At 60.4% G+C, this 14,689-nt stretch carries 14 protein-coding genes and 2 tRNA genes; 6 read left to right on the forward strand and 10 right to left on the reverse strand.

Annotated elements, in window-relative coordinates:
- Window positions 1-110: 110 nt before the first annotated feature.
- Window positions 111-764, forward strand: a complete 654-nt coding sequence (erdR, locus tag HU806_RS10155; protein ID WP_186611245.1) for a response regulator transcription factor ErdR — start codon at window positions 111-113, stop codon at window positions 762-764.
- Window positions 765-834: 70 nt separating this feature from the next.
- Complete coding sequence (locus HU806_RS10160; protein ID WP_186611246.1) at window positions 835-1,197, forward strand: diacylglycerol kinase; 363 nt, start codon at window positions 835-837, stop codon at window positions 1,195-1,197.
- A 3-nt stretch (window positions 1,198-1,200) separates the two neighbouring features.
- Here HU806_RS10160 and HU806_RS10165 read toward each other — a convergent pair whose 3' ends face one another.
- Window positions 1,201-2,127, reverse strand: coding sequence for a LysR family transcriptional regulator (locus tag HU806_RS10165; RefSeq protein WP_053214485.1), 927 nt, complete (start codon window positions 2,125-2,127; stop codon window positions 1,201-1,203).
- Window positions 2,128-2,249: 122 nt separating this feature from the next.
- Between HU806_RS10165 and fpr the strand changes: the two genes are divergently transcribed.
- Window positions 2,250-3,029 carry a ferredoxin-NADP reductase gene (fpr, locus tag HU806_RS10170; RefSeq protein ID WP_003184787.1) on the forward strand — a complete coding sequence of 260 codons (780 nt, stop codon included), beginning with the start codon at window positions 2,250-2,252 and terminating at the stop codon, window positions 3,027-3,029.
- 62 nt (window positions 3,030-3,091) lie between these two features.
- Here the strand turns inward: fpr and tsaA are convergent, their stop codons facing one another.
- From tsaA to rimO, 5 genes are all read right to left on the reverse strand, one after another.
- Window positions 3,092-3,790: a tRNA (N6-threonylcarbamoyladenosine(37)-N6)-methyltransferase TrmO gene (tsaA, locus tag HU806_RS10175; protein ID WP_186611247.1), complete on the reverse strand. Its 699-nt coding sequence runs from the start codon at window positions 3,788-3,790 to the stop codon at window positions 3,092-3,094.
- Window positions 3,791-3,861: 71 nt separating this feature from the next.
- Window positions 3,862-4,323 (reverse strand): YehS family protein, encoded by a 462-nt coding sequence (locus tag HU806_RS10180; protein ID WP_186611248.1) that lies wholly within the window; start codon window positions 4,321-4,323, stop codon window positions 3,862-3,864.
- Between the two features lie 57 nt (window positions 4,324-4,380).
- Window positions 4,381-5,091, reverse strand: a complete 711-nt coding sequence (locus HU806_RS10185; RefSeq protein ID WP_186611249.1) for an rRNA pseudouridine synthase — start codon at window positions 5,089-5,091, stop codon at window positions 4,381-4,383.
- A gap of 83 nt (window positions 5,092-5,174) precedes the next feature.
- Window positions 5,175-5,648: a GNAT family N-acetyltransferase gene (locus HU806_RS10190; protein WP_186611250.1), complete on the reverse strand. Its 474-nt coding sequence runs from the start codon at window positions 5,646-5,648 to the stop codon at window positions 5,175-5,177.
- A 175-nt stretch (window positions 5,649-5,823) separates the two neighbouring features.
- Entirely contained in the window at window positions 5,824-7,164 is a 1,341-nt protein-coding gene (gene rimO, locus HU806_RS10195; protein ID WP_186611251.1) for a 30S ribosomal protein S12 methylthiotransferase RimO, read from the reverse strand.
- Between the two features lie 344 nt (window positions 7,165-7,508).
- Here rimO and HU806_RS10200 point away from each other — a divergent pair, with 344 nt between their 5' ends.
- The 3 genes from HU806_RS10200 to HU806_RS10210 all read left to right on the forward strand — a co-directional run bounded on the left by HU806_RS10200 (window position 7,509) and on the right by HU806_RS10210 (window position 10,125).
- The gene (locus HU806_RS10200) at window positions 7,509-9,350 is read left to right on the forward strand and encodes a potassium transporter Kup (protein ID WP_527251142.1); all 1,842 of its coding nucleotides are present in this window, start codon (window positions 7,509-7,511) and stop codon (window positions 9,348-9,350) included.
- 185 nt (window positions 9,351-9,535) lie between these two features.
- Complete coding sequence (locus HU806_RS10205) at window positions 9,536-9,826, forward strand: type II toxin-antitoxin system Phd/YefM family antitoxin (protein WP_186611253.1); 291 nt, start codon at window positions 9,536-9,538, stop codon at window positions 9,824-9,826.
- Between the two features lie 11 nt (window positions 9,827-9,837).
- Window positions 9,838-10,125, forward strand: coding sequence for a type II toxin-antitoxin system RelE family toxin (locus tag HU806_RS10210; protein WP_186611254.1), 288 nt, complete (start codon window positions 9,838-9,840; stop codon window positions 10,123-10,125).
- Between the two features lie 97 nt (window positions 10,126-10,222).
- Here the strand turns inward: HU806_RS10210 and HU806_RS10215 are convergent, their stop codons facing one another.
- The 4 genes from HU806_RS10215 to HU806_RS10230 form a co-directional block, all read right to left on the reverse strand.
- On the reverse strand, window positions 10,223-11,512 hold the full coding sequence (locus HU806_RS10215) for a virulence factor family protein (protein ID WP_186611255.1): 1,290 nt from the start codon (window positions 11,510-11,512) through the stop codon (window positions 10,223-10,225).
- Window positions 11,512-14,154, reverse strand: a complete 2,643-nt coding sequence (mprF, locus tag HU806_RS10220; protein ID WP_186611256.1) for a bifunctional lysylphosphatidylglycerol flippase/synthetase MprF — start codon at window positions 14,152-14,154, stop codon at window positions 11,512-11,514. Before mprF ends, HU806_RS10215 begins: the two co-directional genes overlap by 1 nt.
- 151 nt (window positions 14,155-14,305) lie before the next feature.
- Window positions 14,306-14,382 (reverse strand) — tRNA-Met (locus HU806_RS10225).
- 218 nt (window positions 14,383-14,600) lie between these two features.
- Window positions 14,601-14,677 (reverse strand) — tRNA-Met (locus tag HU806_RS10230).
- Window positions 14,678-14,689: the final 12 nt, after the last annotated feature.

The following is a 14,689-nucleotide window of genomic DNA, read 5'->3' on the forward strand; positions in this document are numbered from 1 at the left end:
GATTGGCGTTGAACGTGCCCCTGTGGATGCCGCTGCGTGGTGGTGTCTTGAGTTGTTTGGCGAGGCGCGAATGCATCGGGCCAGCCACTAAAAACAGGATCATTTGAAAAATGGCCACATACGAAATCCTGATTGCCGATGATCACCCGCTTTTTCGCAGCGCGTTGCATCAGGCAGTGACCCTGGGCCTTGGCTCGGATGTCCGGTTGACGGAGGTGGCCAGCATCGCGGAACTGGAGGTTCAGCTGACGGCGAAGTCCGATTGGGACCTGGTGTTGTTGGATCTGAACATGCCCGGTGCCTATGGTTTTTCAGGACTGGTGCTGTTGCGCGGCCAATACCCGCAAATCCCCGTGGTAATGGTGTCGGCCCAGGAAGAGGCTTCGGTGATGGTCAAGGCTCGCGAGTTCGGTGCCAGCGGGTTCATTCCCAAATCCAGTTCCCTGGAAATGATTCAGAGGGCCGTAAAGGCCGTCCTCGATGGCGATGTGTCCTGGCCGCCGCAGGCGTTCGAAGCGGTGAGCGTGTCGGCGGAAGCCAAGGCTGCCAGCGAAGGGTTGGCCAGCCTGACGCCGCAGCAGTTCCGAGTGCTGACCATGGTCTGCGAAGGCCTGTTGAACAAGCAGATCGCTTATGAATTGAACGTGTCGGAGGCGACCATCAAGGCTCACGTCACCGCCATCTTTCGCAAACTCAACGTGCGTACCCGAACCCAGGCGGCATTGTTGCTGCAACAACTTGAGTCAATTTCGCCGCAGTCGTAGCGCGGAATTCACGCTTTTTTGACTGGGTTTACACTAGCTTCTCCACTCCTTTCGATCAGTTGCCTACTCTATGTCACCTTTTAAAGGCCAAACCGGCCTGAAACGCATCCTCAATGCCTCCGGCTACTCCCTGGACGGGCTGCGTGCCGCTTTTGTCGGCGAAGCCGCGTTCCGCCAACTGGTCCTGCTCAACGTCATCCTGATTCCGCTGTCGTTCTTCCTGAATGTCAGCCGTGTCGAACAAGCGTTGTTGATCGCGGTCTGCCTGCTGGCCCTGATCGTCGAGCTGCTCAACTCGGCAGTGGAGGCGGCGATCGATCGCATTTCCCTCGAGCTGCACCCGCTGTCGAAGAACGCCAAGGACATGGGCAGCGCCGCCCAGTTTGTCGCCCTGACGATGATTGCGTTGGTGTGGGGCCTGGTACTGCTTTGAATCTCAGGCGATGGCCGGCAGGACGATCTCGTCGCTGCGCTGGACCCCTGCGGTAAATGCCCGGCACAACTCTAGAAATTCACGCATGGCCGAGGTCTGGTATTTCTGCTTGTGCCAGATGAAGTAGAACTGCCGCGCCAGATCCATGTCCGGCGTTTCCACGGCCACCAGGCTGCCGCGGCGAAAGGCATCACGCAAAGCCAAGCGTGAGATACAGCCGATCCCCAGGCCGGATTCCACCGCACGCTTTATCGCTTCGGTGTGCTCCAGCTCCAGGCGAATGTTCAACGCGCTGCGGTGGTGGCGCATGGCCTGGTCGAAAGTCAGCCGAGTGCCGGAACCCTGTTCACGCAGAATCCAGGCCTCATGGGTCAACTCCTCCATGGTCGCCTGCCCGCGCTTGGCCAGTGGATGCTGGGGCGCGCAGAACACCACCAACTCATCCTCGACCCAGCTCTGCACCTCGATGTCCGGGTGGCTGCAGTCGCCTTCGATTAGACCCAGATCAATTTCATAATGGGCGACCTGATGCACGATGTTGGCAGTGTTTTGTACGTGCAGCTTCACCTGGCTTTCCGGATGGCGCTGCATGAAACCGCCGATCAGCAGGGTCGCCAGGTAATTGCCAATCGTCAGCGTGGCGCCGACCGCCAGTGAGCCGAAGCCGGACTTGCCGTTGAGCAGGTCTTCGATCTCCTTGGCCTGGTCCAGCAACGCCACGGCCTGTGGCAACAGCTGTTTACCCAAGGCGTTGAGGCTCAGGCGCTTGCCGGCGCGGTCGAAGAGTTGGCAGCTGGATTGGCGCTCCAATTCAGTGATGGAGGTGCTGGCAGCCGACTGCGAAAGATTGAGCAGACCCGCGGCACGGGACACGCTCTCTTGCTGGGCGACGGCGACGAAGACTTGAAGTTGACGTAGAGTAAATCGCATATCTATATAACCGATAACCCTTATCTTAATAATCCATTTAACAGATATTGTCGCCGCCATTAGAATGCGATGCAATTGCGCAGATTATCGGCGCAGGCATCATTTCCAGGAGTCCCCCGTACATGAGCAACATGAACCACGAGCGTGTCCTCAGTGTTCATCACTGGAACGACACTCTGTTCAGCTTCAAGTGCACCCGCGATCCGGGCCTGCGCTTCGAGAACGGTCAGTTCGTGATGATCGGCCTGCAGCAGCCCAACGGCCGCCCGCTTATGCGCGCTTATTCGATTGCCAGCCCGAACTGGGAAGAGCATCTCGAATTCTTCAGCATCAAGGTCCCCGACGGCCCGCTGACTTCTCAGTTGCAGCACCTGAAGGAAGGCGACGAGATCATCATCAGCAAGAAGCCTACCGGCACGTTGGTGCTGGACGACCTCAAGCCTGGCAAGCATTTGTATCTGCTCAGCACCGGTACCGGTCTGGCGCCATTCATGAGCGTCATCCAGGATCCGGAAACCTACGAGCGTTTCGAAAAAGTGATCCTGTGCCACGGCGTGCGTTACGTCAATGAAGTCGCCTACCGCGAGTTCATCACCGAGCACCTGCCGCAGAACGAATTCTTCGGCGAAGCGCTGCGTGACAAGCTGATCTACTACCCGACCGTGACGCGCGAGCCGTTCGAAAACGAAGGCCGCCTGACCGACCTGATGCGCAGCGGCAAGCTGTTCCGCGACATCGGCCTGCCACCGATCAACCCGCAAGACGACCGTGCGATGCTGTGCGGCAGCCCGAGCATGCTCGACGAGACCAGCGAAGTGCTCAACAGCTTCGGCCTGACCGTTTCGCCGCGTATGCGTGAGCCGGGTGATTACCTGATCGAACGAGCGTTTGTGGAAAAGTAAGTCGCAGCCCAAAAAGCCCGCGCCGCCTGAATAAGGCGGCGCGGGCTTTTTCGTTTCTGGGCTTATTTACCCGCCGGAACCACTTCCAGCACGCGAATCACGCCGGGCTCCGGGTAATGCCAGCGTACGTCCAGGTCCCAGAACTGCGCGCCATATTCCCGTTCGGCTGTAGGAATCTGGTACGCCGGGCGTGGATCCTGCGCCAGGCATTGCTCAACCAACTCCACCAACGGCTCGTCGAGGCGCAAGGCGTGATCGCGGGCTTGAAGCAAGGCTGAGTCCGCCCATTGCACCGGGATCAGGCCAGGCGCTGCGCTGGCGATGTCATTGGAGGCTGAGCCGATGATGTCGGCGTAGGGCACGTAGGGCTTGATGTCCAGCACGGGCGTACCGTCCAGCAAGTCAATGCCCGAGATCCACAGCCGGTCGGCTTCTACCCGATCCAACTTCACCACCGACTGGCCGATTCCATTGGGACGATGGGTGGCGCGGGTGGCGAACACGCCCATGGATTTGTTGCCGCCCAGGCGCGGCGGGCGCACTTTCAAGCGTGGCCTGTCCTCCAGGGCCTGGTGGAATAGAAACAACAGCCATACATGACTGACCTGCTCCAGGCCCTGCACCGCGTCGCCCTGATCGAACGGCGCCACCAGCTCCAGCACGCCGCGCGCGGCAGGGGCCAGTTGTGGTTGGCGCGGGATGGCGAACTTCTCCTTGAAACAGGAGCGGACGAAGCCGATGGGGGAGACGTTGTAGGTCATTTCAAGCGCTTCAAGTTGAAAGCTACAAGCCGCAAGCTTTGAACTTGTCGCTTGAAGCTTGTCGCTGCTGTTTAAGCTCTGACGCGTAGCGTCAGGCCCTTGAGGAAGTTGCGCAGCAACTGGTCGCCACACGGGCGGTAATTGGTGTGGCCGAACTTGCGGAACAGCGCGCTCAGTTCCGGCTTGGACACTGGGAATTCGGCAGCCTTGAGGATGGCGTGCATGTCGTCCTCCTTCAGCTCGAAGGCGACGCGCAGTTTCTTCAGGATGATGTTGTTGGTCACCGGCACTTCAATCGGCTGCGGCGGACGGCTTTCGTCCTTGCCGCGCTTGAAGATCACCAGGCCATCGAGAAAATGCGCCATGACCTCGTCCGGGCAGAACACGAAGCCTTCTTCCTCGTCTTTCTTGAGGTAGCCGGCGAGGTCCTCCAAGGAAACCTCCAGGCCGCCCAGCTTGATGATCTCGATGACTTTCTTGTCGCTGATGTCGAGCATGTAGCGCACGCTGCGCAGTACGTCGTTGTGAATCATGTGTGCAGTCCTGATCAATCGACAGTGGGCGCCGCGCTTCGCAGCGGCGCCGGGAAATTAGAATTTCTCTTTGGCAGACAGGTAGCGCCACTGGCCCAGCGGCACCTTGCCGATGGAGACGCCGCCGATGCGGATCCGGCGGATGGCGACGACCTTGAGGCCGACCGCCTGGCAAAACAGCGCGATCACGCCCGGTTGCGGGTTCTTCATGGCGAAGCGCAGGCGGTTCTCGTTCTGCCAGCTGGCCTTGACGGCCGGCAGCTCCTTGCCCTTGTAGGTCAGGCCATGGTTCAGGCGATTGAGGCCATGGGCGACCATTTCGCCTTCGACTTCAACCACGTATTCCTGCTCGATCTTGGCCGCGTCGGCGGTGAGCTTGCGCAGGATCTTCCAGTCCTGGGTGAACACCAGCAGGCCGCTGGCCCCGGCCTGCAAATCGGCGCTGGCGGTCAGGCGCAGGAAATGCCCCTTGAGCGGGCGCTTGCCGAAGCGATGTTCATCGCTCAGGGTCTGCGGTCCAAGGGAGGCCATCGCGGTGTCTACATCCATGCCCACCGGGGCGTTCAGCAAGAGCGTCACTGGCTCGGGCGCGGTAGCCTTGGCCTCGGGGTCGAGTTCGACCTTCTGGGTCGTCACCTTGAACTGCGGCTCATCGATCACTTCGCCATCCACGGTGACCCAGCCGCCCTCGATGAACAGCTCAGCCTCCCGACGGGAACAGCCGACGAGTTCGATGAGGCGTTTGGAGAGACGAATCGGGTCAGTCATGACGGGGGCCGTAACAAAAAGAGGGTGGGCATTGTACCTGCCTGGCGCCGGTTAATCGCGGGTCCATTTGCCTCATGCAACTATTAGCCGCGTCCAGCCCTCAGGTCAGGCTGTTTGTAGCGCATGTGCAGCAGTGGGTAGGGCTGGTTCATGCCGTCTCTTGGCGAGCGCCCGACCACTTCGAAGCCTTGCTTGAGATAAAAGCCCAGCGCCTGCGGATTCTGTTCGTTGACGTCCAGTTGATTGGCGTTCAGATGTTCCATGGCGTAGCGCAGCAACTGTTTGCCCAAGCCTTGGCCACGGTGTTCAGGATCGATGAAAAGCATCTCGACCTTGCCGGCCACCACCCCAGCGAAACCGGTTATGCGCTGGCGTTTGTCTCGCGTGCAGATGAGCATCACCGCATCCAGGTAACGGGTGAGCACCAGGTTCTTCAGCAGCTCGATGTAACTGTCCGGCAGGAAGTCATGGGTGGCGCGTACCGACGCCTCCCAGACGCGGGTCAATTCCTGATAGTCGCTCGGTTTCGGTGTGTGGATGACCGAATGCTGACGCATGTCCGCCTGTTCCTTGTGGTGGATGTCTCCATACGATAGCCGTAAAAAAGCCCCGCATCTTGTTGCAAGAGCGGGGCTTCAGGATTTTTTGGGTGGGCTGAAGATATGCACATACCTGTGGCGAGGGGATAAATCCCCTCGCCACAAAAGCTAGCCCTTTAAGTCCGAGTCGGGATCAACCGATCTGTTCAGCCCACAAATCGTACTCGTCGGCGTCGGTCACCTTGCACCAGACCTTGTCGCCTGGCTTGAGGTTGCTGCCGTTGTCGATGAACACGTTGCCGTCGATTTCCGGCGCGTCGAAGAAGCAGCGGCCCACGGCGCCTTGTTCGTCGACCTCGTCCACCAGCACTTCGATCTCGCGGCCGATGCGCATTTGCAGGCGTGCCGAGCTGATGGCCTGTTGGTGCGCCATGAAACGATCCCAGCGGTCCTGCTTGACGTCGTCCGGCACCACGTCCAGGTCCAAGTCGTTGGCCGGTGCGCCGTCAACCGGCGAATACTGGAAGCAGCCGACGCGATCGAGTTGGGCTTCGGTCAGCCAATCCAGCAGGTACTGGAAGTCTTCTTCGGTTTCGCCAGGGAAGCCGACAATGAAGGTCGAACGGATGATCAAGTCCGGGCAGATTTCGCGCCAGTTCTTGATGCGTGCCAGGGTCTTGTCTTCGAAAGCCGGGCGCTTCATGGCCTTGAGGACTTTCGGGCTGGCATGCTGGAACGGAATGTCCAGGTACGGCAGGATCTTGCCGGCGGCCATCAGCGGGATCAGCTCGTCGACATGCGGGTACGGATAGACGTAATGCAGGCGGACCCAGACACCGAGCGTGCTGAGGGCCTCGCACAGTTCGGTCATGCGGGTTTTCACCGGCGCGCCGTTCCAGAAACCGGTGCGGTACTTGATGTCGACGCCGTAGGCGCTGGTGTCCTGGGAAATCACCAGCAGTTCCTTGACGCCGGACTTGACCAGGCGCTGGGCCTCGTCGAGCACATCGCCCACCGGTCGGCTCACCAGCTTGCCGCGCATCGACGGAATGATGCAGAAGCTGCAGCTGTGGTTGCAGCCTTCGGAAATCTTCAGATAGGCGTAGTGACGCGGGGTCAACTTGATACCTTGCGGCGGCACCAGGTCGATCAGCGGGTTGTGGTCCTGGCGCGGCGGTACCACGTCGTGCACGGCGTTGACCACTTGCTCGTACTGCTGCGGACCGCTCACCGACAACACGCTCGGGTGGACGTTGCGGATGTTGCCTTCTTCCACGCCCATGCAGCCGGTAACGATGACCTTGCCGTTTTCCTTGATGGCTTCGCCGATCACTTCCAGGGACTCGGCCTTGGCCGAGTCGATGAAGCCGCACGTGTTGACCACAACCACGTCGGCGTCCTGGTAGGTGGACACAACGTCATAGCCTTCCATGCGCAACTGGGTGAGGATGCGCTCGGAGTCGACCAAAGCCTTCGGGCAACCCAGGGATACGAAGCCAACCTTTGGATTGGCTGACGCGGGAGTGGTGGACATGTCTAACCTCGGTGTAGGGGGATCGTCTCTTGCCGAGACAGGGCGCCTGACGCGCCTCTGATCAAAAAGTGCGCAATTCTATCCATGGCCGACGCACTTGACCAGCTTTATGCGGGTTTATGCAGGGAAATGCGACGAGTGCTGCGCTATGCTTCGCGCCTTTGCGCTCTGGCGATTGCTACAGTCAACAAAACGTCTGTAACACTACGTAAAACAGCGCATGCTGCCTCAACAAAACATCGTGCTTCGTTCAAGAAGACAGGTCAGGGAATCGGGAGTGTTGGATGGGTCATGCAAGTAGTCAGGCGGCGGATGCCGGGCATTCGACGGCGAAGCCGCTGAGCATGCTGGTCGCGGCGGTCGGAGTGGTTTATGGCGACATCGGCACGAGCCCGTTGTACACCCTCAAGGAAGTGTTTTCCGGAGCCTATGGCGTGCCTGTCAATCACGATGGGGTGCTGGGGATTCTGTCGCTGATTTTCTGGTCGTTGATCTGGGTTGTTTCGATCAAGTACATGATGTTCGTCCTGCGGGCCGACAACCAGGGCGAGGGCGGGATCATGGCCCTGACCGCCCTGGCGCGGCGGGCTGCGGCGGGAAGGGCGCGGCTGCGCACGTTGCTGGTGATCTGCGGCCTGATCGGCGCAGCGCTGTTTTACGGCGACAGCATGATCACACCAGCGATCTCGGTGCTTTCGGCGGTCGAAGGCCTCGGCCTCGCATTCGAAGGCATCGATCATTGGGTGGTGCCGCTGTCGGTGGTGGTGCTCGTCGCACTGTTCCTGATCCAGCGCCACGGCACCGCGCGGATCGGCATTCTGTTCGGCCCGATCATGGTGACCTGGTTCCTGGTGCTCGGTGCCCTCGGCGTCTATGGCATCAGCCAGCACCCGGAGGTGTTGCAGGCGGTAAACCCGGCCTGGGCCGTGCGCTTTTTTGTGGTTCATCCGGGCATGGGCGTGGCGATCCTCGGCGCCGTGGTGCTGGCGCTGACCGGCGCCGAAGCGCTATACGCCGACATGGGCCACTTCGGCCGCAAGCCGATTGCTCGTGCCTGGTTCATCTTGGTTTTGCCCGGCCTGATGCTTAACTATTTCGGCCAGGGCGCCTTGTTGCTCGGTGATCCAGAGGCTGCGCGCAACCCGTTTTATCTGCTGGCGCCGAGCTGGGCGTTGCTGCCGTTGGTGGGCCTGTCGACGTTGGCCACGGTCATTGCGTCGCAGGCGGTGATTTCCGGCGCGTTCTCCCTGACGCGCCAGGCGATCCAGCTTGGTTACATCCCCCGCATGTACATCCAGCACACCTCTAGCGCCGAGCAGGGCCAGATCTATATCGGTGCGGTGAACTGGTCGTTGATGGTTGGCGTGGTCTTGCTGGTGCTGGGTTTCGAATCGTCCGGCGCGCTGGCTTCGGCCTACGGCGTGGCGGTGACCGGGACGATGCTGATGACAACGATCCTGGTGTCCGCCGTGATACTGCTGCTGTGGAAATGGCCGCCGCTGCTGGCGGTCCCGCTGTTGTTCGGTTTCCTGCTGGTGGACGGGCTGTATTTCGCCGCCAACGTGCCGAAGATCATCCAGGGCGGTGCGTTCCCGGTCATCGCCGGCATTGCCTTGTTCGTGTTGATGACGACATGGAAGCGCGGCAAGCAATTGCTGGTCGATCGCCTCGACGAAGGGGCGTTGCCGCTGCCGGTCTTCATCAGCAGCATCCGCGTACAGCCCCCTCACCGGGTACAGGGCACGGCGGTGTTCCTGACCGCGCGCTCGGATGCCGTGCCTCACGCGTTGTTGCACAACTTGCTCCACAACCAAGTGCTGCATGAGCAAGTGGTCTTGCTGACAGTGGTCTACGAAGACATTCCCCGCGTACCGCTGCAACGGCGCTTCGAAGTCGACGCCTACGGCGAGGGGTTCTTCCGGGTTATCCTGCATTTCGGCTTTACCGACGAGCCGGACGTGCCCGAGGCCCTGAAGTTGTGCCATCTTGACGAGCTGGATTTCAGTCCGATGCGCACCACTTACTTCCTCAGCCGCGAGACGGTCATCGCCTCCAAGCTCGAAGGCATGGCACGCTGGCGCGAATCGCTGTTCGCTTTCATGCTGAAGAACGCCAACGGTAACCTGCGCTTCTTCAACCTGCCGTTGAACCGGGTGATCGAGCTGGGGACGCAGGTCGAGATGTAGCATCGGAAAACAACGAGCCCTCGTTGCCTTGCGGCGGCGGGGGCTTTTTTATGGGTGCTGTTTTTCAATGTGGCAATTGGTCGAGTAGTGTTTTTCCAGCTTGATTTATACGCACTGTCGCGCAACACTTTGCGCATCAAGGTACGTATAAAGATATGCAAAATTTATGCTGTAGGAGGTAAGACATGGCAGCGTTACTCGAGCGGGCTGATCAAGCAGTTTCCGTTACGGCAATGGTCAGAGGGTTCAGCGCGAAGCTCAAGGAAGTATCGAGCCGTGCAACCGAAAAGCTGGTGATCTTCAAGGACAATGAACCGGCAGCGGTGATTATCAACGTCGATGCCTATCAGGAAATGCTCGATGAGCTGGAAAACCTTCGCGTCGAAGCGACGGCGCGCGAGCGCCTGATCAGTTTCGACCAGGCCAAGGCTATCAGCCATGAGGATATGCGGGCGCGGTACGCCAAAAACGACTGAAGGAGCGGTGAATGGCTTGGGGCATTATTTATCATCCGGAAGTTCAAGACGATTTGGATCAGTTGGGTGCGGCCGCCGCGAACCGTATTCTTGATGTCATCGAGGAGCGGATCATGAATGGCGAGCCGGACAAAACCGGTAAGCCGCTCAGGGCCAGCCTGGCGGGATGTCGAAGAGTCCGAACGGGGGATACCCGTATCGTGTACAGGGTCGACGGAAAAGCGATTCAGGTGTTAATCGTGGCCGTTGGCGCACGGCGAGATAAGGAAGTTTATGACGCGGCAGAGCGTCGTCTCTAACCCTTTGAAAAAGCCCTCGTTGCCTTGCGGCGGCGGGGGCTTTTTTATGGGCGATACACAGGCAAGGTGACCAGTGATCCGTCAGGCTGGTATCTGTTTACTGTTCGGCTGTCTTGTTCTGGCGCTTGTCAATCGCATCGATCAACCGCTTGGCCAGGGCCGGGTAGTTTTCGTCGAAGTGGTGTCCGCCAGGTAGTTTGATGGCTTCGCCGACGGCTGTCTTGTCGGTGCAACCGCTTTCGGCGGCTTCTTCAGCACCATAGATGCAGACCACTTTTTCGGCGGGCAGCTTGGCCATTTCCGGGCCGGTGGCGGCTTCGGTGCCAGCGTTGCCGAGCCAGCCCTCCACTTCGATCTCGAAACTGCCAGTGCGGGCGAAGGCGAGCAGGATGATTGCATCGACCCTCTGCTGCTCCGTCGCAGGCAAGCGGTTGTAGATCGCTGGCAGTACATCGGCGCCGAAGGAATAACCGGTCAGGATGAAGCGCTTGGTGCCCCAGATCTGGCGGTAGTGCTGCATCAACTCGGTCAGGTCGGCCGCGCTTTGCTCCGGGCTCTTGTGCTGCCAGTAATAGCGCAGGGTGTCGATGCCCACCACCGGGTAGCCGATCTTGGCCATTTCATCGGCCACGTCGCGGTCGAGGTCACGCCAGCCGCCGTCTCCGGAAAGGAACAACGTCACGGTATCGCGGGCCTGGCTGGCGGGGATTTCCACGACTGGAATGCTCAGGCCACCCTTGCCTTTGTCGGCGCCCACCAGGATCTTGCGCAGCTCGTTGTTCAGCACCTGCGGCAGATTGATGTCGTAGTCGCTGATGCTGGTTTCGGCATTGCGTTGATCGCGTACGAAGCCGGCACTGGTGTCGTCGGGGTTATCGTTCCAGGCCACCAGCCAGCGACCGTGGGCGGCGCTTTTCGGCAACAGGTGCGTGCAGCCAGGTTTTTCCAGGGCCAGGTCCACCGATATGGCCTGGACCTTGTCGTCTTTCTGTTCGGCCAGCCAGCGCCAGGCCAGCACCGCGCCAGGGCCGATGCCGCTAACCAGCGTGGCCGGGCCTTGGAGCTGCCTCAGGCCGGCCTGCAGGGCGCGACCTTGGAGCATGCAGTCCTTGGGCAGGATCACTTGGACGATCTCGGCCGAGCCACTGCGGCTGAGGGTGGTCAACTGCGTATCGCTGAGCTTCTGGTCCTCATTGACCGCTACCAGCACGTGGGCGCGGGACTTGGTGCCGGGCGTGATCCGCGTCATCGGCACGCCGTCGGCGGGTTCCAGTTGTTCCAGGGTCGGTTGCGGGGCCGGACGGTTCCAGTACCAGTAGCCGCTACCGAGAATCACCGCCAGCACCAGCAGGGCGGCCATTACGTATCGCCAGGAGCGTTGCATCATCAGCGTTTCACCAATCCAGTCAGGCCGCCCGCAATCAGGGCGGCGGTATCGGCCAGCGCCACCAGCGGATCGAGTCCGGCGGGCACGGCCATGTAACGAGGTTCCCAGTCAGGCTGGAATTTGTCTTTGAAGCGGCGCAGCCCCTGGAAATTGTAGAGCTGCTCGCCACGGCGAAACACCATCGAACCCAGGCGCTGGGTCAGTGGTGCGCCGCGACGTGGTTGCAGGCCCGAGAGTGGGACCATGCCGAGGCTGAAGCGGGCGTAATCGTGGTTCTTATAATGCTGGATCAAGCCGACCATCATGAATTCCATGGTCAGTTTCGGAGCGTCGGGGTGCGCCCGCATCAGGTCAAGGCTGGACAGCTCATGGTTGTGGGTTTCCAACAGATTGGCAAACGCCACCGGGCGACCTTCGAAACGAATCACGGCGATGCGGAAATGCTTGAGATAGTCGTTGCTGAAACGGCCCAGGGAAAAGCCTTTCTCGCGCACATTCTTGCCGGTCAGCCAGGCATCGGAAATGACCTTGAGCTCATCCATCGGCGCCTGGCCTGGATCATGGATCTCCAGCGACAAGCCATCGCGGGTGCCACGGTTCCAGGTGTAGCGCAGATCCTTCATTTCCTTGCCCTTGGCTTCGAGATCGAAACGCTTGAGATCCACGCGCGCTTCTTCGCCGAGCTTGATCGCGGTCAGGCCGATGTCCATGTAATACGGCAGATTCTCGGCGCGCACCTGATAAAACACCGGCCTGGCGTGGTAGATGTCGCACAGGTCACGGAACTGCCAGATCATTTCCGCGCGCTGCAGGCTTGGCCCGATCGGGTCGTACAACGCCACCAGGCTACGGCCACGGCGGGCATACATCAGGAAGGCTTCATCGTTGGGATGAAACAGCAACGCCTTGTCGCCGGTCAGCGCGAGGCCGCCGTCGGGCTGCGAAGACGCCATGAGAATCGTCTTGGCCCGCTCCAATTCTTCTGCAGTGGGCAGGTGGATCACCGGTCGCGCGGTACGCAGCAGCCAGGTCAGCGACACCACCACCAGTAGCACCGCGGCGCCCAGCAATGAGCGCAGGCCGCGAGGAGCGTCGGCGTCCAAGGTGAACTGCCACCACAGTTGATGGCTGTAGGGCACGTCCTGATAGGCAAACAACAGCAACCAGATCGACGCGCCCAGCACGCACAGGCTGGCGATCAGGAACAGTGGCGAAAACGGCAGCTCGGTCAGGCGACTCGGCCGATAGAAAGACCGCCGGAACACCGCCAGCAGGGCCGCCGTCAGGGTCAGCAGCGTGGCTTCTTCCCAGTCGAAACCCTTGAGCAGCGAGAGCAGGGCACCGACCAGCAGCAGAACAGTGGTCAGCATCCAGGCGGCGGACAGGCGACGGCGCAAGCCTTGGGCCAGCAACAGGCACAGCACGCCCACCAGGCTGGCGCCAAAGTGTGAAGCGTCTACCAGTCGATGGGGGATCAGGAAGCCGATGTGCTCCAGGCGCGTGTCGATCTCGGGCGTCACGCCGGAAAACAGCAGCACCACGCCGGACAGAAACACCAGCACCGCCAGGATCGGCGCGGCGAAACCCGACGCCGCCCGCAGCGTCTGGCGGGTCTGGAACAATCGTTGCGCCTCATTGATCAGCAGCAACACGCACGCCACCAGCATCGGCAGCAGCACGTAGATCAAGCGATACAGCAACAACGCGGCGGCAAGTGGCGCGGCCCCCAGTTTGTCGGCAAACGCGGCCAGCAGGATCGCCTCGAACACCCCGACGCCGCCCGGCACATGGCTGAGTACGCCGGCGGCCAACGCCAACAAGTACACCAGCAAGAAGGGGCCGAACGGTGGCGCCTCGGGCAGCAACAGGTAAAGGACCGTGGCGGCGGCGGCGACATCCAGAGCGGTAATGACCAGTTGCAGGAACGTCAGGCGTCGGCCTGGCAGGCGCAAGGTCCGGCGACCGGCCTTGACCAGGAGGCTGTCCCGCAAAGGTTGCTCCGGCAGGCGACGGCGGTAGATACCAATGGCCAACACAGCGGTCAGCAGCAATACGGCGACGGCGATCGAGCCCAGCAAAGCGGCTGGAAGGTGCAAAGCCGCAGATGCGGCGGGCAGGTTGCTCAGCGTTGCCAGCGCCGCCAACGGCGGCAGCGCGCAGCCCAGGGACAGGCTGGCGAACAAGGTCATGTGGGCAACGTCCGCCGCCCCCAGGCCATGTCGGGCATACAACCGGTAGCGAACCGAACCGCCTGAAAGCAGCGAAAGACCAATGGCATTGCCGATGGCGAACGCACTGAAGCCACCCAGGATCAGGGTCTGTGGCGGCAGCTTCACGCCGGCGTAGCGAGTGGCGGACCACTCATAGCCCAGCAGAATGATGAAACCGGCCACGGTGGCGGCGATCGCGCCGAGCAGGGCCGGCCTCGGCACCTCCACTATAGAATCGTGAAGGGCGTAGAGGTCGAGTTCGCTCAATAAGTGGCGACAAGCAATCAAGGCAATCGCGAACAGCAGTAACGTGACAGCGAGGCCGATCGGTTGGCGGTACTGGCTGATCCGATCCAGCCAGCGCAATCGCTCGGCCTTGATCGGTTGTGTCGCAGTAACAGTGTCTTGTGAGTCAGACGAGTGGGCGCGCATCAATCACCTCTTGAGCTATGCGCGACAGGATGGGGGTATCCAGCCAAGTTACCAATCCCTGCGGCGGAAAATAATTACAAAATATTTGTAATGGAGTCTTTTTCGGCACACACAAAAAAGGCCACTCTTTCGAGCAGCCTTTCTTGATATTTGGTTGCGGGAGCCGGATTTGAACCGACGACCTTCGGGTTATGAGCCCGACGAGCTACCAGACTGCTCCATCCCGCGTCTGTGTGGCGGCATTCTACAGGCGAACGCCGGAGTGTCAACCGTTAATAAGGCGCTGGGCAAAATAAACGTCCGGTTGGCTAAATACGCGAAAACAAACGGGAAATCGTCCTACAACTTCGACGGCGCAGAGCGGTGATGGAGTTGGGACTTCACCGACGCTGCAAAACAAGCGCACACAAAAAAGGCCACTCTTTCGAGTAGCCTTTCTTGATGTTTGGTTGCGGGAGCCGGATTTGAACCGACGACCTTCGGGTTATGAGCCCGACGAGCTACCAGACTGCTCCATCCCGCGTCTGTGTGGCGG

It is taken from the genome of Pseudomonas sp. SWRI154 (assembly GCF_014268645.1).
Taxonomy (GTDB): domain Bacteria; phylum Pseudomonadota; class Gammaproteobacteria; order Pseudomonadales; family Pseudomonadaceae; genus Aquipseudomonas; species Aquipseudomonas marvdashtae.